General features: G+C 66.5%; 21 protein-coding genes. 10 read left to right on the top strand and 11 right to left on the bottom strand.

Annotated features, from left to right (window positions below; translation table 11 throughout):
• Positions 1 to 37 precede the first annotated feature (37 nt).
• On the top strand, positions 38 to 1,573 hold the full coding sequence (locus tag VQ042_RS02060; protein ID WP_331814918.1) for an NAD(P)H-hydrate dehydratase: 1,536 nt from the start codon (positions 38 to 40) through the stop codon (positions 1,571 to 1,573).
• 23 nt (positions 1,574 to 1,596) lie between these two features.
• Here VQ042_RS02060 and VQ042_RS02055 read toward each other — a convergent pair whose 3' ends face one another.
• Together VQ042_RS02055 and uvrA are read right to left on the bottom strand one after the other, a co-directional pair.
• A complete protein-coding gene (locus VQ042_RS02055; RefSeq protein ID WP_331814916.1) occupies positions 1,597 to 2,403 on the bottom strand; it encodes a DUF72 domain-containing protein in 807 nt (268 codons plus the stop codon).
• A 29-nt stretch (positions 2,404 to 2,432) separates the two neighbouring features.
• Positions 2,433 to 5,315 carry an excinuclease ABC subunit UvrA gene (uvrA, locus tag VQ042_RS02050; protein WP_331814915.1) on the bottom strand — a complete coding sequence of 961 codons (2,883 nt, stop codon included), beginning with the start codon at positions 5,313 to 5,315 and terminating at the stop codon, positions 2,433 to 2,435.
• A 291-nt stretch (positions 5,316 to 5,606) separates the two neighbouring features.
• Here uvrA and ssb point away from each other — a divergent pair, with 291 nt between their 5' ends.
• On the top strand, positions 5,607 to 6,125 hold the full coding sequence (gene ssb / locus VQ042_RS02045; protein WP_331814914.1) for a single-stranded DNA-binding protein: 519 nt from the start codon (positions 5,607 to 5,609) through the stop codon (positions 6,123 to 6,125).
• Between the two features lie 159 nt (positions 6,126 to 6,284).
• Here the strand turns inward: ssb and VQ042_RS02040 are convergent, their stop codons facing one another.
• Positions 6,285 to 6,932 (bottom strand): MarC family protein, encoded by a 648-nt coding sequence (locus tag VQ042_RS02040; RefSeq protein ID WP_331814913.1) that lies wholly within the window; start codon positions 6,930 to 6,932, stop codon positions 6,285 to 6,287.
• A 348-nt stretch (positions 6,933 to 7,280) separates the two neighbouring features.
• Between VQ042_RS02040 and gyrA the strand changes: the two genes are divergently transcribed.
• Complete coding sequence (gyrA, locus tag VQ042_RS02035) at positions 7,281 to 10,040, top strand: DNA gyrase subunit A (RefSeq protein WP_442880009.1); 2,760 nt, start codon at positions 7,281 to 7,283, stop codon at positions 10,038 to 10,040.
• Between the two features lie 125 nt (positions 10,041 to 10,165).
• Here the strand turns inward: gyrA and VQ042_RS02030 are convergent, their stop codons facing one another.
• Entirely contained in the window at positions 10,166 to 10,294 is a 129-nt protein-coding gene (locus tag VQ042_RS02030) for a hypothetical protein (RefSeq protein ID WP_331814910.1), read from the bottom strand.
• Positions 10,295 to 10,455: 161 nt separating this feature from the next.
• On the opposite strand from VQ042_RS02030, the gene coaD reads away from it, so the two are divergent.
• The 5 genes from coaD (at position 10,456) to tgt (ending at position 14,459) form a co-directional block, all read left to right on the top strand.
• Positions 10,456 to 10,938 carry a pantetheine-phosphate adenylyltransferase gene (coaD, locus tag VQ042_RS02025; RefSeq protein ID WP_331815177.1) on the top strand — a complete coding sequence of 161 codons (483 nt, stop codon included), beginning with the start codon at positions 10,456 to 10,458 and terminating at the stop codon, positions 10,936 to 10,938.
• Positions 10,939 to 10,975: 37 nt separating this feature from the next.
• On the top strand, positions 10,976 to 11,533 hold the full coding sequence (locus VQ042_RS02020) for a peptidylprolyl isomerase (protein WP_331814909.1): 558 nt from the start codon (positions 10,976 to 10,978) through the stop codon (positions 11,531 to 11,533).
• A 123-nt stretch (positions 11,534 to 11,656) separates the two neighbouring features.
• Positions 11,657 to 12,127 (top strand): peptidylprolyl isomerase, encoded by a 471-nt coding sequence (locus tag VQ042_RS02015; protein WP_331814908.1) that lies wholly within the window; start codon positions 11,657 to 11,659, stop codon positions 12,125 to 12,127.
• 110 nt (positions 12,128 to 12,237) lie between these two features.
• A complete protein-coding gene (gene queA, locus VQ042_RS02010) occupies positions 12,238 to 13,329 on the top strand; it encodes a tRNA preQ1(34) S-adenosylmethionine ribosyltransferase-isomerase QueA (protein WP_331814907.1) in 1,092 nt (363 codons plus the stop codon).
• Entirely contained in the window at positions 13,326 to 14,459 is a 1,134-nt protein-coding gene (gene tgt / locus VQ042_RS02005) for a tRNA guanosine(34) transglycosylase Tgt (protein ID WP_331814906.1), read from the top strand. The genes queA and tgt overlap by 4 nt, the downstream gene beginning before the upstream one ends.
• 27 nt (positions 14,460 to 14,486) lie before the next feature.
• Here tgt and VQ042_RS02000 read toward each other — a convergent pair whose 3' ends face one another.
• From VQ042_RS02000 to VQ042_RS01990, 3 genes are all read right to left on the bottom strand, one after another.
• Complete coding sequence (locus tag VQ042_RS02000) at positions 14,487 to 14,909, bottom strand: DUF4864 domain-containing protein (RefSeq protein ID WP_331814904.1); 423 nt, start codon at positions 14,907 to 14,909, stop codon at positions 14,487 to 14,489.
• A gap of 115 nt (positions 14,910 to 15,024) precedes the next feature.
• Positions 15,025 to 15,243: a hypothetical protein gene (locus VQ042_RS01995; RefSeq protein ID WP_331814902.1), complete on the bottom strand. Its 219-nt coding sequence runs from the start codon at positions 15,241 to 15,243 to the stop codon at positions 15,025 to 15,027.
• A gap of 138 nt (positions 15,244 to 15,381) precedes the next feature.
• Positions 15,382 to 15,564, bottom strand: a complete 183-nt coding sequence (locus tag VQ042_RS01990) for a hypothetical protein (protein ID WP_331814900.1) — start codon at positions 15,562 to 15,564, stop codon at positions 15,382 to 15,384.
• Between the two features lie 298 nt (positions 15,565 to 15,862).
• Here VQ042_RS01990 and VQ042_RS01985 point away from each other — a divergent pair, with 298 nt between their 5' ends.
• Positions 15,863 to 17,263: a TrkH family potassium uptake protein gene (locus VQ042_RS01985; RefSeq protein ID WP_331814898.1), complete on the top strand. Its 1,401-nt coding sequence runs from the start codon at positions 15,863 to 15,865 to the stop codon at positions 17,261 to 17,263.
• A gap of 44 nt (positions 17,264 to 17,307) precedes the next feature.
• Here the strand turns inward: VQ042_RS01985 and VQ042_RS01980 are convergent, their stop codons facing one another.
• From VQ042_RS01980 to VQ042_RS01965, 4 genes are all read right to left on the bottom strand, one after another.
• Positions 17,308 to 17,562: a hypothetical protein gene (locus VQ042_RS01980; RefSeq protein ID WP_331814896.1), complete on the bottom strand. Its 255-nt coding sequence runs from the start codon at positions 17,560 to 17,562 to the stop codon at positions 17,308 to 17,310.
• Between the two features lie 69 nt (positions 17,563 to 17,631).
• Positions 17,632 to 20,364, bottom strand: a complete 2,733-nt coding sequence (locus tag VQ042_RS01975; RefSeq protein WP_331814894.1) for an HAD-IC family P-type ATPase — start codon at positions 20,362 to 20,364, stop codon at positions 17,632 to 17,634.
• Between the two features lie 46 nt (positions 20,365 to 20,410).
• Positions 20,411 to 22,141, bottom strand: a complete 1,731-nt coding sequence (locus tag VQ042_RS01970; RefSeq protein ID WP_331814892.1) for a cation:proton antiporter — start codon at positions 22,139 to 22,141, stop codon at positions 20,411 to 20,413.
• Positions 22,138 to 22,371 (bottom strand): helix-turn-helix domain-containing protein, encoded by a 234-nt coding sequence (locus VQ042_RS01965; RefSeq protein WP_331814890.1) that lies wholly within the window; start codon positions 22,369 to 22,371, stop codon positions 22,138 to 22,140. Before VQ042_RS01965 ends, VQ042_RS01970 begins: the two co-directional genes overlap by 4 nt.
• Before the next feature lie 153 nt (positions 22,372 to 22,524).
• Between VQ042_RS01965 and VQ042_RS01960 the strand changes: the two genes are divergently transcribed.
• Positions 22,525 to 23,388 (top strand): universal stress protein, encoded by an 864-nt coding sequence (locus VQ042_RS01960; RefSeq protein ID WP_331814888.1) that lies wholly within the window; start codon positions 22,525 to 22,527, stop codon positions 23,386 to 23,388.
• Positions 23,389 to 23,425: the final 37 nt, after the last annotated feature.

Here is a 23,425-nt window from a genome sequence, read left to right as displayed (position 1 = left end):
ACTCTCTGGTCGATATGTGCATTTAGTAGGCATTGCTATGGCGAATGATGGTGCAAACGAACGGGCGCTGCTCGATTCCCGGCAGATGGGAGAGGCCGACCGACTGACGATCGCCGGTGGTCTGCCGGGAATCGTGCTGATGGAGCGGGCTGCCGGGGCCGTCACGTCGGCGCTCCTCGCAGCCTATGCATCGGGGCGCCGCATCGCGGTCCTGGCGGGACCTGGCAACAACGGCGGCGATGGCTATGCCGTGGCGCGTCTCCTGGCGGAGAGGGGGCGCGAAGCGACGCTGTTCTTCCTCGTCGCGCCGGACCATCTGACCGGAGACGCCGCGCTGGCTGCGAACGCCTATCACGGACCGGCGCGGCCCCTGGACGAGTTCACCACGACCGGCTTCGACCTGATCGTCGACGGCCTGTTCGGCGCCGGACTGGCGCGCGCCGTGGAAGGGCAGGCGGCTGCGGCGATCGAAGCGGTGAACGCATCGGGCCTGCCGGTCGTCGCCATCGACCTGCCGTCGGGCATCAGCGGGGCGAGCGGCGCCCAACTCGGCACGGCGATCGCCGCCGATCTCACGGTGACGTTCTTCCGGCAGAAGCCGGGCCATCTCCTGGAGCCTGGCCGCGGCGCCTGCGGTCGCACGGTCGTCGCCGATATCGGCATCCCGGCGTCCGTGCTGGACACGATCGCGCCGCGGGTCTTCGCCAACGGGCCGGCACTCTTCCGAGACAGGATGGCCTGCCCTGGCGATGCCGGACACAAATACGACCGTGGCCATGCCGTGGTCTTCTCGGGTGGCGCGACACAGACGGGGGCGGCGCGCCTGGCCGCAATGGCGGCGCTGCGGGGCGGCGCGGGACTGGTCACCGTCTACGCGCCCGGTTCGGCGCTGCTGGCCCATGCCGCCCATCTCACCGCGATCATGCTGAAGCGCTGCAACGATGCCGATGATCTCGCCGCGCTTCTGGAGGACGGACGGACCAACGCCTTCGTGCTTGGCCCGGGGTTCGGGGTCGGCGACAAGGCCCGCGCCTATTCAACGATGGTGCTGGCGGCGGGCCGACGACTGGTCCTGGACGCCGACGGCATTACCGCGTTTCAGGACGATCCGGAGGCATTGTACGCGGCGGCTTGCAAGGCCGGAGGCGACGGCGAGACGCCGCTGGTCCTGACCCCGCATGCGGGCGAGTTTCGGCGCCTGTTTCCCGACATCGCCGCTGACGAGACGCTATCGAAGCTCGACCGGGCACAGGCGGCGGCGATCCGAGCCAATGCGGTGGTCATCCTGAAGGGGCGCGATACCGTCATCGCGACACCCGGGGGACGCGCTGCGATCAACGCCAACGGCACGCCCTGGCTGGCGACGGCGGGCAGCGGCGATGTCCTGGCCGGCATCGTGGCAGCGCAACTGGCGCAGGGCACGCCGACCTTCGAGGCGGCCTGCGCCGGCGTGTGGATGCATGGCCGCGCCGCCGAGCATTTCGGGCCGGGCCTCATCGCAGAGGACCTGCCGGACATGCTGCCGAAGGCCCATGCCGAGTTGGCGGCCGGGGGCGCCAGCCCCAGCCGATAAGCCAGCGAAGGAGTTTACGGCCGTCAGTCCCGCAGGCGCTCCTGCAACGCCATGGCGGCCTGCGGCGCACGCACTTTTCCTTCGCGGATGAAATAGACGAAGACGTCGCGCGGCTGGGCTGGGGCGGACGTCTCGGGATCGTGCCGGGGCAAGTCCTCCGGCTGCTCGCCCGCCGCCCATTGCCTGGCGCGTCCTGCCCAGCGATCGAGCGCATCGGCGGCATAGCCGGTCGCGATCTCGGCGTTGCCCTTCTGCAGCCGGGCATAGACGAAGTCCGTGGTGACGTCGGCGATCTCGGGATAGTCGGCGCTTTCGGCATAGACGATGGCGACACCAGCCTTCCGGCACAATTGCACCGCCTGCGGGCAGGCGAAGCTCTCGTGGCGCAGCTCCACGACGTTGCGCAGCGCGATGCCCCCGGCACTGGTCGGCAGCAGCTTCAGGAAGGCACCGAAGTCATCCGGGTCGAACTGCTTTGCTCCCGCCAACTGCCAGAGCAGCGGCCCAAGCTTGTCGCCGAGTTCGGCGATCCCGGATTCGACGAAGCGCTGGATGGATTCGCCGCCCTCGGCCAGCACCTTGCGGTTCACCCCATAGCGCGGCGCCTTCAGCGAGAAGACGAACCCCTCCGGCGCCTCGTTCGCCCATTTGGCGAAGGTCTCCGGCTTCTGGCTGCGATAGAAGGTGCCGTTGACCTCGATCGTCGTCAGCTTCGAGGCGGCATATTCGAGCTGCCGCTTCTTCGGCAAATCGGCGGGATAGAAGCTTCCCTCCCAGGGCTCGAAGGTCCAGCCGCCGATGCCTGTGCGGATCGCGCCGCTCTCTGCCATGTCGCTTCTCCCCCTTGCGGCGGCCCGCGCTACTCCGCGGCCTCGCGCTTGATGCCCGGGCGGCGCTCCAGCAGTTCCTTCAGGAAGTGCCCGGTGTAGGACCGCTCGACCTTCACGACGTCTTCAGGCGTGCCGGTGGCGACGATCTCGCCGCCGCCGTCGCCGCCTTCGGGGCCGATGTCGACGACCCAGTCGGCGGTCTTTATGACCTCGAGATTGTGCTCGATGACGACGATGGTGTTGCCGCGGTCCACGAGGTCGTGCAGCACTTCCAGAAGCTTGGCGACATCGTGGAAATGCAGCCCGGTCGTCGGCTCGTCGAGGATGTAGAGCGTGCGGCCGGTCGCCTTGCGCGACAGCTCCTTGGCCAGCTTGACGCGCTGCGCCTCGCCGCCCGAGAGCGTGGTCGCCTGCTGGCCGACCTTGATGTAGCCGAGCCCGACCTCCTTCAGCGTCGCCAGCTTGTCGCGCACCACCGGCACGGCGGCGAAGAAGTCGACCCCTTCCTCGACCGTCATGTCGAGGACATCGGCGATCGACTTCTCCTTGAAGGTGACCTCCAGCGTCTCGCGATTGTAGCGCTTGCCGTGGCAGACGTCGCAGGTAACGTAGACATCCGGCAGGAAATGCATCTCGATCTTGATGACGCCGTCGCCCTGGCAGGCCTCGCAGCGACCGCCCTTGACGTTGAACGAGAAGCGGCCGGGCTGGTAGCCGCGGGCCTTGGACTCGGGCAGGCCGGCGAACCAGTCGCGGATCGGCGTGAAGGCGCCGGTGTAGGTCGCCGGATTCGAGCGCGGCGTGCGGCCGATCGGTGACTGGTCGATGTCGATGACCTTGTCGAGATGCTCCAGCCCCTCGACCCGGTCGTGCTCGGCCGGAATGTCGCGGCCGTTGGAAATGCGCCGCGACGCCGCCTTGTAGAGCGTTTCGATCAGGAAGGTGGACTTGCCGCCGCCCGAGACGCCGGTGACGCAGGAGAACAGCCCCAGCGGAATCTCGGCGGAGACGTTCTTCAGGTTGTTGCCGCGGGCCCCGACGACCTTCAGTTGCTTGCCTTTCACGGGCTTGCGGCGCTTTTCGGGGACCGGCACGCCGAGATCGCCGGACAGGTAGCGCCCGGTCAGCGAGCGCGGATTGGCCATGACCTCGCCGGGGGTGCCGGACGCGATGATCTCGCCGCCATGGATGCCTGCTGCCGGGCCGATGTCGACCACGTAGTCGGCGGTCAGGATCGCGTCCTCGTCATGCTCCACCACGATCACAGTGTTGCCGATGTTGCGCAGGTGCTTGAGCGTTTCCAGGAGCCGGGCATTGTCGCGCTGGTGCAGGCCGATCGACGGCTCGTCGAGGACATAGAGGACGCCGGTGAGGCCGGAGCCGATCTGCGATGCCAGCCGGATGCGCTGGCTCTCGCCGCCCGACAGGGTGCCGGAGGCCCGCGACAGGGTCAGATAATCGAGCCCGACATCGTTGAGGAAGCGCAGCCGCTCGCGGATTTCCTTGAGAATGCGCACGGCGATCTCGTTCTGCTTGTCGGTCAGCTTTGCCGGCAGCGCCTCGAACCAGCCGGCGGCAGCGCGGATCGACTGCTCGGTAATCTCGCCGACATGGCAACCGGCGATCTTCACTGCCAGCGCCTCGGGCTTCAGCCGATAGCCGTTGCAGGCCGGGCAGGGCGTGGCGGACATGAAGCGCTCGATCTCCTCGCGCATCCAGGCCGATTCCGTCTCCTTCCAGCGGCGCGCCAGATTGGTGACGACGCCTTCGAAGACCTTGGTCGTCTTGTAGGACCGCAGGCCGTCATTGTAGCGGAATTCGATCTTCTGCTTGCCGGTGCCGTGGAGAATGGCGTTTCGCGCCTCCTCCGGCAGGTCGGACCAGCGATCGGTCTGCTTGAAGCCATATTGCCGCCCGAGGGCATCGAGGGTTTGGCCGTAATAGGGAGACGAGGACTTCGCCCAGGGCGCGATGGCGCCGCCTTTCAGCGTCAGCGCATCGTTCGGGACGACCAGCTTGGGGTCGACCGCCTGCTGCGAGCCGATGCCGTCGCAGCGCGGGCAGGCACCGAAGGGATTGTTGAAGGAGAACAGGCGCGGCTCGATCTCGGGAATGGTGAAACCGGAGACCGGGCAGGCGAACTTCTCGGAAAAGACGAGCTGCCTGGCATGGCCGTTCTCGTCGACGCCATCGGCGAACTCGGCGATCGCCAGGCCCTCGGCCAAGCCGAGCGCGGTCTCGATGGAATCGGCCAGCCGCGCCGACAGATCGTCGCGCACCACGATGCGGTCGACCACCACGTCGATGTCGTGCTTGTACTTCTTGTCGAGAGCCGGTGCGTCGGCGATGTCGTAGAACTCGCCGTCGATGCGCACCCGCTGGAAGCCTTTCTTCTGGAGTTCGGCCAGCTCCTTGCGATACTCACCCTTGCGGCCACGCACGATCGGCGCCAGCAGATAGAGCCGCGTGCCTTCCTCCAGCGCCATCACCCGGTCGACCATCTGACTGACGGTCTGGCTCTCGATCGGAAGGCCCGTGGCCGGCGAGTAGGGCACGCCGACACGGGCAAAGAGCAGGCGCAGATAGTCGTAGATCTCGGTGACAGTGCCGACGGTCGAGCGCGGATTCTTGGACGTGGTCTTCTGTTCGATCGAGATGGCCGGCGACAGCCCGTCGATCTGGTCGACGTCCGGCTTCTGCATCATCTCGAGGAACTGCCGCGCATAGGCGGACAGACTCTCGACATAGCGGCGCTGGCCTTCGGCGTAGATCGTGTCGAAGGCGAGGGAGGATTTTCCCGACCCCGACAGGCCGGTCATCACGATCAGCCGGTCCCGCGGGATCTCCAGATCGACATTCTTGAGATTGTGTTCGCGCGCGCCGCGAATGGAGATCGTCTTGAGTTCGGCCATGACGCGAAATGCAGTCCTTGCGGGTGGGAAACGGACCCTACTTAGGTTCGCCGCACCATTCTTCCAAGGCGGAGGCCGAACCGTTCTGCTTGACTCCGGCCAGATGATGTTCTTTTTTTGTTCCCATCAAGCCCGGTGGCGGGGCAGTCCGTCGGGGCCGGAGCGGTGGCGGGAACGGGGTGCGGCGTCACCAGCCGCGCTGACAACATGGTGGACAGGTGTACGGGGCCGCTTTCGCCCGGCGAAGCGGTCGGATAGGGTCGCGCCGATTTTCAGAATTGGAGTTTCGTCATGGCAGGCAGTGTCAACAAGGTCATTCTGGTGGGCAATCTCGGGGCCGATCCCGAGATCCGCCGCCTGAATTCCGGCGATGCCGTCGTCAATCTGCGGATCGCGACCTCCGAATCCTGGCGCGATCGCCAGTCGGGCGAGCGCCGCGAGCGCACCGAGTGGCACAACGTCGTGATCTTCAACGAGAACCTCGTGAAGGTGGCCGAGCAGTTCCTGAAGAAGGGCTCGAAGATCTATATCGAAGGCGCGCTGCAGACCCGCAGCTGGGAAGACCAGTCGGGCCAGAAGCGGTACACGACCGAAGTCGTCCTGCAGAAATTCCGCGGCGAGCTGCAGATGCTCGACGGCCGCAGCGAAGGCGGCGGTGGAGGCGGCGGCGGCTACGATCGCGGCAGCGGCAGCGGTGGCGGCGGTGGCCGGATCGAGCAGGGCGGGGGCAGCTCCGGCGGCGACGATCGCAATTACGGCGGTGGCGGTGGCGGTTCGTCCCGCGACCTCGACGACGAAATCCCGTTCTGATCGGTCTTCGCGACGCGACCTGAAAGGGCATCCGGCGACGGCCGGGTGCCCTTTTGCGTTTCGGCCGTCGCGGGCTTCGAACGGACGCTCGGTCGATGAAACGGTCTGCGGGCCCTGGCGCCGGCTGCCCGCAGGCCACGGTGCCTAATGTCAGCGACCTCAGCCCAGGGCGGCGCCGCGCTGGGTGGTGGAGACGAGTTCGGCAGCGCCATCGGCCACGAACTGCACCGCCAGGGCGGCGAGCAGCACGCCGAGAAGGCGCGAGATCACCGCGCGGCCGGTCACGCCCAGAAACCGGTCGACCCGGTGGGCAAGGGCAAGGAAGGCGAAGTTCACGGCGAGGGCCGTGAAGATGACGGCGACGAGCGCGGCCTGCCCGCCAAGGCTGGGCAGCGAACCTGACAGGAGGATCACGGCGGAGATCGCGCCGGGACCGGCGATCAGCGGGATCGCCAGGGGGAAGGCGGCGACGTCGGCGGCCTCGGGGTCGTCCACGGCGCGGTTGGCGCTGCGCTCATGGCGCTCCTTGCGCTTCTCGAAGACCAGTTCGAAGCCGATCCAGAACAGGAACAGGCCGCCGGCGACGCGAAACGCACCGAGGGAGATGCCCAGGGTCTGCAGGATGGCGAGGCCGAACAGGGCGAAGACCGCCAGGATCGCGAAGGCGATGACGCAGGCCCGCAACGCGATGCGCCGCCGCTCCGGCGCGTCGAGACCCGGCGTCACCGCCAGGAACAGCGGCACGAGCCCGAGCGGGTCGATGATGACGAAGAGGGTGACGAAACCCGACAGGAGGAGATCGAACATCGGTTCCGCGATCCGGTGAAGCCTGCGCCATCGGTAACAGGTGCACGCAGCCGGTCAAAGGGCGGCACCGGCAAAACCACCGATCGGGTGATTCCCGCCATCGTGGCGCGTTTTGAGGCCCTGGCGCCAAGCCGTCCCGGCGCTTTCTTTTGGATAGCGCGTAAGCGTCTGGAAAGGCAGGCGTTTCGAGGCTGCGCAAAAGCGGCTCGGAATTGCTCCTGCGGACTGTTCGGGCTATAGGCAGAACACGAATTTTGAGTCAATCGGGACACAGTCTTGGCCGAAGACGACATCACGACGCCGCCGGAGCGCCCCACCGGTATCGAATCCATCTCGATCATCGAGGAAATGCAGCGCAGCTATCTCGATTACGCCATGAGCGTGATCGTCAGCCGCGCGCTTCCCGACGTGCGCGACGGACTGAAGCCGGTGCACCGGCGCATCCTCTACGCCATGCATGGCATGGGCCTCACCTTCAATCGCCCCTACCGCAAGTCGGCCGGTGTGATCGGTGAGGTGATGGGCAAATACCATCCGCACGGCGATTCCTCGATCTACGACGCCCTGGTGCGCATGGCCCAGGACTGGTCGCTGCGCGTGCCGCTCATCGAGGGGCAGGGCAATTTCGGCTCGATCGACGGCGATCCGCCGGCGGCGATGCGCTATACGGAAACCCGCCTCTACAAGGTGTCCGAGGCGCTGCTCGCCGACATCGACAAGGAAACCGTCAACTTCCAGGACAATTACGACGGCCGCGAGCAGGAGCCGGTCGTCCTGCCGGCACGGTTCCCGAACCTCCTGGTCAACGGCTCCGGCGGCATCGCCGTCGGCATGGCGACCAACATCCCGCCGCACAATCTTGGCGAGATCGTCGACGGCTGCGTGGCGATGATCGACAATCCGGCGATCACGCTGGAAGAACTCATGGCGTTCATACCCGGACCGGACTTTCCGACCGGCGCCATCGTCCTGGGACGTGCCGGCATCCTGTCGGCCTATTCGACCGGCCGCGGCTCGATCCTGATGCGCGGCAAGGCGCATGTCGAACCGATGCGCGGTGACCGGGAGGCGATCGTCGTCACCGAGGTGCCGTTCCAGGTCAACAAGTCGACGATGATCGAGAAGATGGCCGATCTCGTCCGCGACAAGCGGATCGAGGGGATTTCCGACATCCGCGACGAGAGTGACCGCGACGGCTACCGCGTGGTCATCGAGCTGAAGCGCGATGCGTCGTCCGACGTCATCCTCAACCAGCTCTACCGCTTCACCCCGCTGCAGACGACCTTCGGCGCCAACATGGTGGCGCTGAATGGCGGCCGCCCCGAGCAGCTGACGCTGCCGGAGATGCTGGCGGCGTTCATCTCGTTCCGCGAGGAAGTGGTCAACCGGCGCACCAAGTACCTGCTTCGCAAGGCGCGAGAACGGGCCCACGTTCTCGTCGGCCTCGCCATCGCCGTCGCCAATATCGACGAGGTGATCAAGCTGATCCGGTCCGCGCCCGATCCGGCGACCGCCCGCGAGCAGCTGATGACGCGGGCCTGGGACGCCAAGGACGTGGCGCCGCTGATCCGGCTGATCGACGACCCGCGGCACCGCATCACCGAGGACGGCACCTATCGCCTGTCCGAGGCGCAGGCGCGGGCGATCCTCGACCTGCGGCTGCAGCGCCTGACGGCGCTCGGCCGCGACGAGATCGGCGACGAGCTGAACAAGATCGGCGAGGAGATCCGGGAATATCTGGAGATCCTGTCGTCGCGGGTGCGCGTCCGCGAGATCATCAAGGAAGAACTGATCGCGGTTCGCGACGAATTCGCGACGCCGCGCCGCACCGAGCTCTCCGAGGGCGCGGCGGACATGGACGACGAGGACCTGATCCCGCGCGAGGACATGGTCGTCACCGTCAGCCATGGCGGCTACATCAAGCGCGTGCCGCTGGCGACCTATCGCTCGCAGCGCCGGGGCGGCAAGGGCCGTGCCGGCATGTCGCTGAAGAACGACGAAGATTCGGTCACCCGGCTGTTCGTCGCCAACACCCATACGCCGGTGCTGTTCTTCTCCTCTCGCGGCATCGTCTACAAGGAAAAGGTCTGGCGCTTGCCACTGGCTTCTCCGCAGTCCCGCGGCAAGGCGCTGATCAACATGCTGCCGCTGGAAAAGGGCGAGCGGATCACCTCAATCCTGCCGCTGCCGAGCGACCCGGATGCGGCCGCGGAGCTGAACGTGATGTTCGCCACGACCCGGGGCACGGTGCGCCGGAACAAGCTGTCCGACTTCGTGCAGGTCAACCGCAACGGCAAGATTGCCATGAAGCTGGACGAGGACGGCGACGAGATCCTCGCCGTCGCGACGTGCTCGGAGGACGACGACGTCCTTCTGACCGCAGCCTCCGGCCAGTGCATCCGCTTTCAGGCAAACGACGTGCGCGTCTTTGCCGGCCGCAATTCCGTCGGCGTGCGGGGCATCTCGCTGGGCGAGGGTGACCGGGTCATCTCCATGGCCATCCTGCGGCATGTGGATGCGACCCCGGCGGAACGCGTTTCTTATCTGAAGATGCGGCGCGCCGTGGAAGGCGCGTCCGATGCCGACCTGACAGCCGAGCCGTCGGCCGAAGAAGAGATCGAGGGCGATGTCGCGATCGATCAGGAGCGCTATGCTTATCTGAGCGCCGCCGAGGAGATGATCCTCACGGTCAGCGAGTTCGGCTATGGCAAGCGCTCGTCGTCCTACGAGTTCCGGGTGATCGGCCGCGGCGGCAAGGGCATTCGGGCCACCGATACGAGCCGGGCGGCGGAAATCGGCCAGCTCATGGCCGGCTTCCCGGTGGAGAGCGGCGACCAGATCCTGCTGGTCACCGACCGCGGCCAGCTGATCCGCGTGCCGGTGGAAGGCATCCGGACAGCCGGGCGCGCGACGCGCGGCGTGACCATCTTCAAGACGGCCGATGGCGAGCGCGTCGTTTCGGTCGAACGCATTCCCGACCAGGGGGCGGACGAGGCAGGCGAAGCCGAAGCCGACACCACCGGGGATGACGGCGGAACCGGCGACACTGGCGGTTCTGCACCCGACGCGCCGGCCCCGGACGAGGGTGATCTGCCGCCGCAGGAATGATGTCCGCGAACGTGTATCGGCCACAAAAAAGGACTGCCGCAACCTCGTTGCGGCAGTCCTTTTTACATTGATCACCGAATGCCGGGCGCGAGCGAGGTTTCGCCTGCGGCCCAGAGCGTCCTGGCTCAGCGCATGGTGCGCGTGCGGTTTGAGGTGGCGCGGATGCGTTGCGCCTGGGTTTCGTTGTGCAGCGTGATCGCGGTGGCGGTCGCGAGGGTGACGACCATGGCGATGGACAGGGCGAAGACCAGCATCGAGTTTCTCCATTATTCCGCTTGACAACGGTCGGCGTTGCAATTCGTTCCATCTAGCTGCACCGGGCTGAACGATGGCGGAAGGCACGGTTCATCAAACGTTCATCGGCAAGGCGGCGACCGGCATCACCGGCGCCGTCGGCGAGGGGGAATTCGACGACATGACATGCGCCTTCTACCCAGGGTCCTTCGACCCGATGACCAACGGCCATCTCGACATCCTGAAGCAGGCGATGGCGGTGTTCGACGACATCGTGGTGGGGATCGGCGTGCATCCGGGCAAGGTTCCGATGTTCAGCTTCGAGGAGCGGGCCCGGCTGATCGCCGATTGCGCAGGCGGCGCATCGGGCGCGGGCCTGCGCGTCGTGGCCTTCGACCAATTGGCAGTCGATGCGGCTGTCGCTGCCGAAGCGTCCGTGATCGTGCGCGGCCTGCGCGACGGGTCCGACCTCGACTACGAGATGCAGATGTCGGGCATGAACGGCGTGATGCGCCCCGACGTGACCACCGTGTTCTTTCCCGCTTCGCCGGCGACGAGGCCCATAACCGCCACATTGGTCCGTCAGATCGCGCGGATGGGAGGGGACGTGAGCGCGTTCGTTCCTGCCAATGTCGCCGAGGCGATACGAGGAAAGACCGCCTGACGCGCCGCGCAGGTACAAGAGCTGAAGTGGATCCGACATGAAGATTTTCGCATCTCTGGGACTGGCCGCAACGCTGGCCGCCACCGCCATCGCCATGCCTGCCGCCGCACAGTCGTCAGACCCCGACAACACGCTGGTCATCACGACGAAAAACGGCGACATCGGCATTCAGCTGCGCCCGGACCTTGCGCCCAACCATGTCGAGCGGATCAAGGCGCTGGCCGAGGATGGCTTCTATGACGGCGTCGTGTTCCACCGCGTCATCGACGGCTTCATGGCGCAGACCGGCGATCCGACGGGGACCGGCATGGGCGGCTCGGAGGAGCCGGACCTGAAGGCCGAATTCTCCGACGAGACCTTCGACCGCGGCACCGTCGGCATGGCCCGCTCGCAGGACCCCAACTCGGCTAATTCGCAGTTCTTCATCATGCTCGCCGACGGCGACTTCCTCGACGGCCAGTACACCGTGGTCGGCGACGTCGTGTCCGGCATGGAAATTGTCGATGCGATCAAGAAGGGCGACCCGGCACAGAACGGCTCGGTCACCGATCCCGACGCGATGGTGAAGGTCACCGTCGGCGACACCGCGGGCTGAGCGGAGCGTCTGCAGTTCGCCCGAGGCTTGTGCCGACCGGCGAATCCGCCCAAGGAAGGGCAGGGATGGCGGTTCCGGTGATCGGAGCCGCCTGTTTGCATGTTTGCATAGAAGGAGAACGAGATGGCGTACGACAATCCGGAAGACACGCTGGTCCTCGAGACGACGAAGGGCCGCGTGGTCATCAAGCTGCGGCCTGATCTGGCACCGAACCACGTGGCGCGGGTCAAGGAACTGGCTCGCGAAGGCTTCTATGACGGCGTCGTGTTCCACCGCGTCATCGACGGCTTCATGGCCCAGACCGGCGACCCGACGGGCACCGGCGCCGGCGGCTCCGACAAGCCGGACCTGCGCGCCGAGTTCTCCGCCGAGCCGCACAAGCGCGGTACGGTCTCTGCCGCCCGTACGGCCAATCCGAACTCGGCCAACTCGCAGTTCTACATCTGCTTCGACCGTGCGCCGTGGCTCGACCGCCAGTACAGCGTCTGGGGCGAAGTCATCGAGGGCATGGACAACGTCGACCAGATTAAGAAGGGCGAGCCCGTCCAGGATCCCGACTCCATCACCACCATGCGCGTCGCGGCCGACCTCTAGGCTGGAGCACCCTGCGTCCGACAGGACGCACCGACTCTGAGAACCACTGCATCGCGCTGTCCGAGAATCGGTTCCGATTTTCGGACCGTTGCTGAGCCACGAGACCGGGAATGCGCGTCGACCTGTTCGATTTCGAGCTGCCGCCGGAGCGTATCGCGCTCCGGCCGGTCTCTCCGCGCGAGAGCGCGCGCCTGCTCGGGGTCGATCCGGCAGGACGGCTTACCGACCATAGTGTCGGCGACCTGCCGTCGCTGCTAAGTCCGGGCGACGTCCTGGTCTTCAACGACACCCGCGTCATCCCGGCGCAGCTCGAAGGGCTGCGCCGGCGGCCGGGCGCCATCGACGGCGAGGGCGTGGCCCAGATCGCCGCCACGCTTCATTTGCGCGAAGCCCAGGATCGCTGGCTGGCCTTCGTGCGGCCTGGCAAGCGCGTCAGGGTCGGCGACCGCATCGTCTTCGGCCATGGCGGCAATGCCTGTCTCGCTGGCACGCTGGAAGCGACCGTGGAGACCCGCGGCGAGGGCGGCGAGGCGTTGCTGCGCTTCGATGTCTCGGGCCCGGTGCTCGACGAGGCGATCGCCGCCGTCGGGCACATTCCGCTGCCGCCCTACATCGCCTCCAAGCGTCCCGACGACGCCCAGGACCGCACCGACTACCAGACCGTCTATGCCCGCGAGGACGGCGCCGTCGCCGCGCCGACAGCGGGCCTGCATTTCACGCCCCGGCTGTTCGAACGCTTCGCCGCGCGCGACATCGTCACCGAGTATCTGACGCTGCACGTCGGGGCCGGGACGTTCCTGCCGGTCAAGGCCGAGGATACGGCCGAGCACCGCATGCACAGCGAGATCGGCCGCATCGCGCCGGAGACGGCCGAACGGCTGAATGCCGCGCGGCGCGCGGGGCGACGCATCGTTGCTGTCGGCACCACCTCGCTGCGGCTCCTGGAGAGCGCGGCGGACGCGGACGGCACCATCCGACCCTTTGCCGGGCCGACGGACATCTTCATCACGCCGGGCTACCGCTTCCGTGCCGTGGACCGCCTGATGACGAATTTTCACCTGCCGCGTTCGACCCTGTTCATGCTGGTCAGCGCGTTCAGCGGGATCGACACGATGAAATCTGCCTACGAGCATGCCATCCGAAGCGGCTACCGCTTCTATTCCTATGGCGATGCCTGCCTCATCGACCGGGCAGACCGATGAGCGAGACCTTCCAGTTCGGGCTCCTCGCAACCGACGGCAAGGCACGCCGCGGCAGCATCACGATGCCGCGCGGCGAGGTGCGCACGCCCGCCTTCATGCCGGTCGGCACCGCCGGAACGGTCAAGGCGATGTATCTCGACCAGGTGCGGGCGCTCGGCTCCGACATCATCCTGGGCAACGTCTACCATCTGATGCTGCGCCCCGGTGCCGAGCGCGTCGCCCGGCTGGGCGGCCTGCACGATTTCACCCGCTGGCCGCATCCGATCCTGACCGATTCCGGCGGTTTCCAGGTGATGTCGCTGGCCAGCCTGCGCGAACTCGACGAGAGCGGCGTGCGCTTTCGCTCGCATATCGACGGCTCGCGGCACGAACTCACCCCGGAACGCTCGATCGAGATCCAGGGCCTGCTGGATTCCGACATCCAGATGCAGTTCGATGAGTGCATTCGCCTGCCGGCCGAGCGGGCCGAGATCGAGCGGGCGATGGAAATGTCGCTGCGCTGGGCCGAGCGCTCGGCGACCGCCTTCGGCGACCAGCCCGGCAAGGCGATGTTCGGCATCGTGCAGGGCGGCGACGTCATCGACCTGCGCATCCGTTCGGCCGAACGCCTGGCGGCGATGGACCTGAAGGGATACGCGGTCGGGGGCTTGGCCGTCGGCGAGCCGCAGGACGTCATGCTGGCGACGATCGACGAAACGCTGCCGGTGATGCCGACCGAAAAGCCGCGCTATCTCATGGGCGTCGGGACGCCCGACGACATTTTGCAGTCGGTGGCGCGGGGCATCGACATGTTCGACTGCGTCATGCCGACCCGGGCCGGCCGCCACGGCCTTGCCTATACCCGTTTCGGCAAGGTCAATCTGAAGAACGCGCGCCATGCCGACGATCCGCGACCGCTGGATGCGGAATCCGATTGCCCGGCCTCGCGCGACTATTCGAGGGCCTATCTGCATCACCTCGTGCGCTCCAACGAGGCGCTGGCCGCCATGCTGCTGACCTGGAATAATCTCGCCTATTACCAGGCGCTGATGGCTGGCATGCGCGCCGCGATCGAGGCGGGCGGTTTCGACGACTTCGCCGCGAACACCAAAGCCGGCTGGGCGCGGGGCGATCTGCCGCCTTGCGGCTGATTGCCGACGCGTTCTCGGCCGACAAGCTCAGACCGCCAGATCGTCACCCTTGCGGATCGTGCAGCCGGTGATCTTCATCGTGCCGTCGGGCTGTCGCTCTAGCGTGTAGCTCGCGATCCAGCTCCGTCCGCGCGAATCGGTGAGGTTCACCTCCTGGCGAAAAAAGCCCGGACCCTCGGGTCGCAAATCGCCGAACACGGCGCTCTCGGCCCGGTAGACCGGATCGTAGCCCTGCCGGACCATTTCCATGAAGGATTGCGGCGAGGGGAAGATCGCCCGCACGTTCGGCGCCGCGTGGGAATAGGCCGTGGCGCCGTCACCGGCACGGAACGCATCGAGCTGGGCACCGATCACGGAGCGAATGTCGCTGGCGTCGTCGGCCGCCGCCGGCCCGGCGCTCATGGCCAGGGCAATGGCCGCCGCAGCGGCCCAGATCGTGAATCGTCGCATCGCGCGCTCCTTTCGTCAGGCCGACAGGATCGGCCGGGACGAGGGCGGAGGAAAGCGCGCACGGCGCAACTTCGCGTGAGGCACGACAGGCGTCCTTGCGGCACGCCGCGATCGCTCAGCCGTCGTTGGCCGAGTTGAGGTCGCAGGGACGGCGGCCTTCCTCATACGCAGCCAGCGCCGCGACGATCCTGGTCGGGGGCGTCTCCGTCAGCCTGACATCGATGCGCAGGCCAGCGGTCTCAGCCTCGCCGAGCGCATCGTTCAGTGCGTCCACAGACGTCCGGATCCGTTCGAGGATCGCGTGGACTTCGGGAGTGTCAGTCTCGAGGGTCATGATTCCTAGATGCGTTCTGCGCGCGCCAAGACAAGTCGTCACCGGAAGAGGCCTGTGTCCGGCGGGCGGGAACGGCGCGCCACGGGGTGCCCGTCACGGGGAGTCCCGGTCGGGCGCGCCCCCGTGACGGGATGACCGTCAGCGCTTGGCCTTCAGATAGTCCTTGCCGGTGCGCGTCGGGCGCCATTTGGCGTCACGATGCTCGATGAAGCCGAGTTGCTTGAGGTCCGGGATGAGACCGGTTGCGGGGAGGTCGACCGGCTCGCGTTTCAGCTGGACGAGCAGCGCGCGGCTCTCGGCGGTCATGCGTGGCAACGCCATGGGTTCTGTCCTTTTTGGGAATAGGCTGGTTTCGGCTTTTGTGGCGGCAGAAGCAAGGGGGCGCGGTGCCGCGGCGCGTCTGGAACAGCTCGGCGGAACCGTTCGCCATCGGACGGAGATGCAGCGTGCCAGCCCCGAACGGGATGCGAGGGCTCGCGTCCGTCGCCCGATTGCTCAATCCCGGCGGCTTGGATAGACCATCTAATCGGTCGGCAGCCGGATCGGATGGCCGCAAGCTGCTTGGGGGAGCCGCATTCTTCAGTCCATCTTCCATGTCGCGGCGATCTTCGGGCTGGCTGTGGCGGCTGCAATGCTCGTGCCGGCCCTCGTCGATCTCGCCGACGAGAACGACGACTGGCAGGTGTTCGTTGGCTCGGCCTTCCTGGTCGGTGCGTTCTGCAGTCTTGTGGCGACCGCGACCCGAACAAGCCGGCAGACCCGGCTGAGCCGGCGATACGGCTTCCTGCTGGTCACGACGATCTGGGTCTTCGCGCCTGCCGTCGCATCGCTGCCGCTGTATTTCTCGTCGCTGAACCTGACGTTTGCCGCCGCCTTTTTCGAGGCGATGTCGGGGCTCACCACGACGGGCGGCACGGTAATATCCGGCCTGGACGTCCTGCCGCGCGGACTGCTGATGTGGCGCTCGCTGATGCAGTGGATGGGCGGCATCGGCATCATTGGGATGGCGATCCTGATCCTGCCGTCGCTGGGCGTTGGCGGCCTGACGCTGTTCCAGATGGAAAACTCCGATCGCTCGGACAAGGTGCTGCCGCGGGTCAGCCAGCTCGCAGCAGGACTGCTCGGCGCGTATATGGTCCTGACGATCGCCTGCATGACGACCTATGTCATGCTGGGGATGAGCGCCTTCGACGCGGTCAACCATGCCATGACGACGGTCGCCACCGGGGGCTTTTCGACCCATGACGCGTCGATGGGCTATTTCGACAGCGACGCGGTCCTGATCGCCGGGACGATCTTCATGATCCTCGGCGCGCTGCCCTTCGTCATCTACATCCGCGCCTTCCTGCCGCGCCGATTCCAGCGTTGGCGCGATCCGCAGATCGTCGTGTTCCTGGTCATCTGCGCGGTGTTGAGCCTGACGCTCGCCGCCAGTCGGCGCGTCATCAACGACACGCCCTTCGGCGAGGCGCTGGTGTCGTCGACCTTCAATCTCGTCTCGGTGATCACGACCACCGGCTACGCATCGGAGGATTACACCCTCTGGTCGAATGCGGCGATCGGCATCATCTTCATGGCCATGTTCATCGGCGGCTGCGCCGGGTCGACCTCGGGCGGCGTGAAGGCCAACCGGCTGGTCATCCTGTTTTTACTGGTGCGCTCCAGCCTGCGTCGTCTTGTGCGGCCCCATGCAGTGCAGCGCCTGCGCTACGGCAACCAGATCATCTCGGACGACGTGCTGCAGACCGTCACGATCTTCTTCTTCCTGTTCTTCGGGACGCTGCTGACCGGCACCGTGGCCCTGTCCATGTGCGGGCTGGACCTCACCACCGCCTTCACCGGCTCGCTGGCGACGGTTTCCAATGTCGGCCCGGCCTTCGGCCAGATCATCGGCCCGGCCGGCAATTTCGGCAGCCTGCCCGATCCCGCGCTGTGGATCCTCTCGATCAACATGCTGCTCGGTCGCCTCGAACTGGTGACGGTGCTGATCCTGCTGTTTCCCTCCGTCTGGAGGGATTGAGCGCGGGGGCGTGTCGCCGACGCCCGCGTGAGGCGAATGCGCAGCTAGTCTCCGGCGACTTCCGCCGGCACCTCGCCGTGGCGCACGAGAACCACCGGCTCTTCCAGGACCTCGCCGGTCTCGACATCCACGGTCTGCTCCACCGCGACGACGCCCACGACGTTGCCCAGCCGCGCACCGTCGCGGTCGGCCCGCAGACGCGCCTCCTCGGCGGTCTTGAACTGCATGGTCTGCCCGTTGGCGAGGCGGCGACCCTGCTTGACGAATTGCTGCACGATGAAGAGCTTGCTGGCGGACATGGGGATTCCTTGCTGATTGCGGGAACGGGCCGGTAGCGGACCAATAGCCTTCTGGCCGCATCGACGTGATCATCTATTCAGGCTGCTGCGTTCGGAGAGTGGGTGGCGGAAGGCCAGACGCATCTGCTTTTCCGTCTCGATCAGCGCGAAGAAGACGGCGCCGATGGCGACGATGAGCAGGCCGTCGAGGAGGGGCACGCTTTGCGTGCCGAAGGCGATCTGCAGCGGCGGCAGATATGTGATGCCGAACTGCGCCAGTGTTACCGTGATCACGCAGATCCAGACCACGGGCGTGCCCTTCACCGCCGCCCACGAGAGCGAGGTGCCGTGGATGTTCCGAATGAAGAACAGGTGGAAGATTTTCAACACTACCAAGGTGTTGAGCGCCATGGTCTGTGCCTGGGCCTCCGGATAGCCTCGGTCGAGTGCGTACAGAAAGACGCCGTAAATTCCCGCAAGAAACAGCACGGACACCAGCACAATGTGCCAGAGCAGGTGACCATCGAGCAGCGGCTCTCCGCGCGGGCGCGGCGGGCGGCGCATTGTGCTGGCCTCTGCCGGCTCGAACGCAAGCGCGATCCCAAGCGTGACCGCGGTGATCATGTTGGTCCAGAGAATCTGTACCGGTGTGATCGGCAGCGCAGTGCCGATCGCGAGCGCCAGCACGATGGTCATCGCCTCGCCTCCATTGGTGGGCAGGGTCCAACTGATCACCTTCTTGATGTTGTCGTAGACGGTGCGTCCCTCGCGCACGGCGGCGGCGATGGAGGCGAAATTGTCGTCGGCCAGGACGAATTCGGCGGCTTCCTTCGCGGCTTCGCTGCCCTTCTGGCCCATGGCGATCCCCGCGTCGGCGCGCTTGAGCGCGGGCGCATCGTTCACCCCATCCCCGGTCATGGCGACGGTCAGTCCGCGGGATTGCAGGGCGGTGACGAGGCGCAGCTTGTGCGCCGGCGAGGTGCGCGCGAAAATGTCCGTCTCCACGGCCGCGTCGGCGAGGACCGTGTCGTCCATCATGTCCAGATCCGCGCCGGTCAGAACACGGTCGTGGTTCTTCAGCCCGATCATGCCGGCGATGGCGCGCGCGGTCGCCGCATGGTCGCCGGTGATCATCTTCACCCGGATTCCGGCGGCGTGACATTCGGCCACCGCCGCAATCGCCTCGGCGCGCGGCGGGTCGATCAGGCCGATCAGGCCGATCAGGGTGAGCTGTCCGTCGATATCGGTGCTGGTCAGGGACGCTTGCTCTGGCGCGACGGCCCGCGCAGCGACCGCAATCACCCGTTGCCCCTCGCCGGCGAGTTCCTCCACCGTTTGCTGCCAGTGGTGGGCGTCGAGTGGTTCCGTCGCGCCGTCGCCGGCGCGCTGGTCTGCGCAGAGCGCCAGCACCGCCTCGGGCGCGCCCTTGACGTGGATGAAGCCGTGCCCCTCGCGGTCATGATGTAGCGTGGCCATATATCGATGTGCGGCGTCGAAGGGGATCACATCCTTGCGGCTCCATGCGCGGAAGGGTTCGGGGCCGGCGCGGGTGATCTTGCCGGCGAGCGCGATCAGGGCGCCCTCCATCGGGTCTCCCTCCACGCGCCATCCGTCCTCTGCGGCGTGCAGCACCGCGTCGTTACACAGCCCGGCGGCGCGTGCGAATTCCATCAGAACGGCATGCTCATCTGGGTGGGCATCGGCGTCGCACCAGCGCACGGCCCCTTCGGGGGCGTAGCCGCTGCCACCCACGGAATAGACATGCTCTGACGCGGCCAGTGAAGCCGCGATCATCTCGTTGCGGGTGAGAGTCCCGGTCTTGTCCGAGCAGATCACGGAGACCGAGCCCAGCGTCTCGATCGCGGGTAGGCGGCGGACGATGGCGTTGCGCCGGGCCATGGCCTGCACGCCGACAGCGAGCGTGATTGTCAGCACCGCCGGAAGCCCTTCGGGGATCGCGGCGACGGAGAGCCCGACCACGGCCATGAAGAGCTCGGAGAACGGCAGGTGGCCGACGAAATAACCGTAGGCCAGAAGTGCTCCGGCCAGGATCAGGATGAAGACGGTCAGCCAGCGGGCGAAGCGGTCCATCTGGACGACGAGCGGGGTCGTCAGCGTCTCGACACGGGCGAGCATCCCGCTGATCCGGCCGATCTGGGTGTCCGGCCCGGTGGCGGCGACCACACCGCGCCCGGCACCGGCGGCGATCAGCGTCCCCGAGAAGAGCATCGACGTCCGGTCGCCGAGGGCGGCGTCCTCGCTCACCGGGGCCGTGCCCTTGTCGACGGGCACGGACTCGCCCGTCAGGATCGCCTCCTCGGCCTTCAATCCGCGTGCCGCGATCAACCGCAGATCGGCCGGTACCCGGTCGCCCGCCTCGATCAGGACGATGTCGCCGGGCGCCAGTTCGGCAGCGTCGACGCTGACCCGGCGCCCGTCGCGCAATACTGCGGTGCGCGGCGCCAGCATCCCGCGGATCGCCTCCATCGCCTCCTCGGCCCGTCCTTCCTGCAGGAAGCCGATGACCGCGTTGACGATGACAACGGCGAGGATCACGCCCGTGTCCACCCAGTGAGCGAGCGCCGCAGTGACGACCGCCGCGGCGAGAAGTACATAAATCAGCACATTGCGGAAATGCGACAGAAACCGCAGGACCGGGCTGCGCTTTGGCGGCTCGGGCAACTGGTTCGGTCCGTGCGCAGCCAGCCGGCGCACCGCCTCCTGCACGCTCAATCCGCCGGCCTCTGCCGCGAGCTCTCGCAACACCTCAGCCACCGGCAAGGCGTGTGCGTGACTGGCGTTATCGTCTCGATCTGCCTGCATGTGTCTCTCGCCGCCTTGTCTTTCTGAAGGATGGGAAGCCAACCGGTCAGGGCGCCTGCCGAACTTCCGTCTCGATGGAGGGGATCTCGGTGCGTTCTTCCTCCGGTGCACCGCAGAGCAGGTCGACCGCGCGGTCGGCCGCATCCTGGAACGGCTCCAGCACAAGGTCCGCGCCGGAGGCGAACAACTCCTCGGTGTCCCGCGGGTGGTGCGACGCAACGGCAATCCGGCCACGGAAGCCGGAGGTGCGGATCAACTGGATCAGCGTGCTGCGCGTGTCCTCGTGGCTGAGCCCCGGTGGAAGGATCGGCACCGTGGAGACGACCCATTCGGCATGGGCCAGGGGCAGTTCGGCGACGAACTCCGGATCTGTCGCGTCGCCGAACCGCGCATCAAGACCCAGCTTGCGCCAGCGCCGCACGGCCAGCGGATTGAAGTCCGTCCCCAGCACACGGACCCCGCGCTTCTGCAGCCGCAGCCCGATAGCCGTGCCGAAGCGCCCGAGCCCGAAGACGAGGACCTTGTATCCGTCCTCGTGATGGACCCCGGCCCCCGTGGGCTCGCGTGGGGTGCCCCTGCGCTCTAAGACGCCCAGGGCGGGCTCGAAGACCGCATAGAGCTGGTGCGAGTAGGTGATCATGTAGGTGGAGGCCGCGATGGTCACGAGGCCCACCATGGTGACGAGGCCGAGCGCGTCCTCCTGCACATGCCCGAGCGCGACACCCATCGCCACGAAGATCAGGGAGAACTCGCTGATCTGTGCGACGGTCAGACCGGCGAGGAAGCCCGTCCGCTTTCGATAACCCAGCGCCCCCATGATCGCGAGCACGATCAACGGATTGCCGACGAGCACGAAGGCCGAGAAGACGATGGCGCCGGTGACATGTGTGCCAAGCAGCGATAGATCCAGCGTCGAGCCGAGCGCGATGAAGAAGAAGAGGAGCAGGAAGTCGCGCAGGGGCGCGAGCCGGGCCGCTATGGTTTCGCGATAGGGTGTCGAGGCGAGCGCAACGCCGGCCAGCAGACCGCCTACCTCCTTGCCCAGACCGACCAGGTCGCCAATGGCTGCAAATATGGCCGCCATCGCGATCGCGAAGATCACCAGCAGTTCGGGCGCACGGGCAAGGCGCTCGGTCAGCGGATTGGCGATGTAGCGCACGAACAGCACCACAAGCGCCACCATGGCGAGGCCCGACGCGAGCACCGAGAAGACCGACCCGCCGCCATGGCCGCCGGCTTCCGTCGCCGCACCGATGCCGATGGCCGACAGCACGATCATCGCCAGCACGACGACGAGATCCTGCACGATCAGGAAGCCGAGCGCGATCTGCCCGTGCAGGCTGTCGATCTCGCGCTTGTCCGACAGAAGCTTCACGATGATGATCGTCGAGGAGAACGTCAGCGCCACGGCGACGTAAAGGCTCGTGACGTGACCGAGGCCGAGGGCAAGGCCGATGATGTATCCGAAGATCGAGGTGAAGGCGACTTGGCCGAGCCCTGTCAGGAGCGATACCGCGCCGAGAGAGCGGATGAGCTTCACGTCGAGCTTGATGCCGACCAGGAACAGGAGCACGGCGATGCCGAGCTCCGACAAAAGGCTGATCTGCTCGTCCGATCGCACGACATCGAGAGCCGACGGCCCCGCGATCATGCCGACGGCAATGAAGCTGACGATGAGCGGCTGCCGCAGCATGATGCCGAACAGGCCGATGGCCGCGGCCATGACGAGAAGAACCGCGACCTCGGCGAAGGGCGAATGACCCACGACGTCGCTCATGCGCCTCTCTCGCGACCGGTTTCAGAACCGTGATCGGATCCGGGGACCACTCGCGAGGGGGTCGCATGGCTGCAGAGAAACGTGTCGGGGTCGCGGTCGGGGATGCGCCACCCCTTGCCGATCTCGATCGCGCGCAGTTCTCCACCCTTGATCCAGCCGCGGACCGTCGTTTCGCTGACCTTCAGGCAATCGGCGATTTCCTTCACCGTCTGATACTGATCGCGTGTCATGGGAACGCCTGGTTGGTGCCGTTTGACGGAGAATACCGGAGTCCGGCACGGTCCCGATGATTTCGATCAAACGCAGTGTCGTTCTGCCATGTTTGAGTGAGCCGGCATGGCTGAATGGGAGGCCACCATGGGCGCCGCGACCGAGGACACCGGATGAAGAAGATCTTGCTGGCCACGGACTTCTCCGAGCGGTCGGATCGTGCGCTCCGGCGCGCGACGTTGCTTGCGCGTCAGTTCAGCGCCTCGCTGTCGATCGTCCATGTCGTGGATGACGACCAGCCGAAGCGCATCGTCGACAGCGAGCGCGACGCGGCTTCCGCGCTGCTTCGGGAATTGCGGACGACGGTACAGACTGTCGATGCGGTCGACTGCGAGACCCGTGTCGTGCTGGCCGATCCCTTCGCCGGCATTGCGCGCGCCGCCGAGGAGGAGGCACCGGACATCCTCGTCATCGGCCGGCATCGACGCAAGGCTCTGCTCGACGTGTTCGTCGGCACCACGGCCGAGCGCACGATCCGCTCGGTTCAATGCCCCGTGCTGATGGTCAACGCTCCCCCAGTGGGATCCTACCACCACATCATGCTGACGACCGATCTGTCGGAGGGTTCCGGGAACGCACTTCAGCGATATCCCAGACTCCGCTTGTCCGACGGCGCGCAGACGACATTGCTCTATGTCTTCGATGCGCCGGCACTGCGGCTGGCCTTCAACCATTCCCTGGCGAAGGATGAGCGGGAATTCCATCGTTCTGAGGAGAAGAAGAACGCATCGCGTCTGCTTTCAGATTTTCTGGAAAATATAAAGCTCGGCGGAGTTTCACCATTGGTCCGCTACGAAGCGTCCCCGGCCCCGTACGAGATCCTGGAGACGACGCGAGCAGAACGCGCCGACCTGATCGTGCTTTCAACCTACGGACGGACTGGAATCGGAAAATTGCTCCTCGGCAGCGTTACGGAACAGGTGCTTCGGAACGCCCCAGTTGATGTCCTTGCCATACCACCGTTGCTCAACGTGTGAACACTTGGGCGGCGCACCCGAACAACGTGCGGCGCCT

Source organism: Aurantimonas sp. A2-1-M11 (assembly GCF_036549475.1).
In the GTDB taxonomy this organism is placed as follows: domain Bacteria; phylum Pseudomonadota; class Alphaproteobacteria; order Rhizobiales; family Rhizobiaceae; genus Aurantimonas.
The sequence above is the reverse complement of the archived record's forward strand: the minus strand, read 5'-3'. Positions and strand labels throughout refer to the sequence as shown.

What these genes read in the sequence shown, in the direction of transcription:
- VQ042_RS02030 (WP_331814910.1), bottom strand. Translation starts at nt 10,294, where the DNA reads ATGCTGGTCTTCGCCCTGTCCATCGCCATGGTCGTCACCCTCGCGACC.
- VQ042_RS01990 (WP_331814900.1), bottom strand. Translation starts at nt 15,564, where the DNA reads ATGGCGTTGCCACGCATGACCGCCGAGAGCCGCGCGCTGCTCGTCCAG.
- VQ042_RS02040 (WP_331814913.1), bottom strand. Translation starts at nt 6,932, where the DNA reads ATGTTCGATCTCCTCCTGTCGGGTTTCGTCACCCTCTTCGTCATCATC.
- VQ042_RS02000 (WP_331814904.1), bottom strand. Translation starts at nt 14,909, where the DNA reads ATGCGACGATTCACGATCTGGGCCGCTGCGGCGGCCATTGCCCTGGCC.
- VQ042_RS02020 (WP_331814909.1), top strand. Translation starts at nt 10,976, where the DNA reads ATGAAGATTTTCGCATCTCTGGGACTGGCCGCAACGCTGGCCGCCACC.
- VQ042_RS01980 (WP_331814896.1), bottom strand. Translation starts at nt 17,562, where the DNA reads ATGTCCGCCAGCAAGCTCTTCATCGTGCAGCAATTCGTCAAGCAGGGT.
- tgt (WP_331814906.1), top strand. Translation starts at nt 13,326, where the DNA reads ATGAGCGAGACCTTCCAGTTCGGGCTCCTCGCAACCGACGGCAAGGCA.
- queA (WP_331814907.1), top strand. Translation starts at nt 12,238, where the DNA reads ATGCGCGTCGACCTGTTCGATTTCGAGCTGCCGCCGGAGCGTATCGCG.
- gyrA (WP_442880009.1), top strand. Translation starts at nt 7,281, where the DNA reads ATGCAGCGCAGCTATCTCGATTACGCCATGAGCGTGATCGTCAGCCGC.
- coaD (WP_331815177.1), top strand. Translation starts at nt 10,456, where the DNA reads ATGACATGCGCCTTCTACCCAGGGTCCTTCGACCCGATGACCAACGGC.
- VQ042_RS01995 (WP_331814902.1), bottom strand. Translation starts at nt 15,243, where the DNA reads ATGACCCTCGAGACTGACACTCCCGAAGTCCACGCGATCCTCGAACGG.
- ssb (WP_331814914.1), top strand. Translation starts at nt 5,607, where the DNA reads ATGGCAGGCAGTGTCAACAAGGTCATTCTGGTGGGCAATCTCGGGGCC.
- VQ042_RS01970 (WP_331814892.1), bottom strand. Translation starts at nt 22,141, where the DNA reads ATGAGCGACGTCGTGGGTCATTCGCCCTTCGCCGAGGTCGCGGTTCTT.
- VQ042_RS02055 (WP_331814916.1), bottom strand. Translation starts at nt 2,403, where the DNA reads ATGGCAGAGAGCGGCGCGATCCGCACAGGCATCGGCGGCTGGACCTTC.
- VQ042_RS01965 (WP_331814890.1), bottom strand. Translation starts at nt 22,371, where the DNA reads ATGACACGCGATCAGTATCAGACGGTGAAGGAAATCGCCGATTGCCTG.
- VQ042_RS02015 (WP_331814908.1), top strand. Translation starts at nt 11,657, where the DNA reads ATGGCGTACGACAATCCGGAAGACACGCTGGTCCTCGAGACGACGAAG.
- VQ042_RS01960 (WP_331814888.1), top strand. Translation starts at nt 22,525, where the DNA reads ATGAAGAAGATCTTGCTGGCCACGGACTTCTCCGAGCGGTCGGATCGT.
- VQ042_RS02060 (WP_331814918.1), top strand. Translation starts at nt 38, where the DNA reads ATGGCGAATGATGGTGCAAACGAACGGGCGCTGCTCGATTCCCGGCAG.
- uvrA (WP_331814915.1), bottom strand. Translation starts at nt 5,315, where the DNA reads ATGGCCGAACTCAAGACGATCTCCATTCGCGGCGCGCGCGAACACAAT.
- VQ042_RS01975 (WP_331814894.1), bottom strand. Translation starts at nt 20,364, where the DNA reads ATGCAGGCAGATCGAGACGATAACGCCAGTCACGCACACGCCTTGCCG.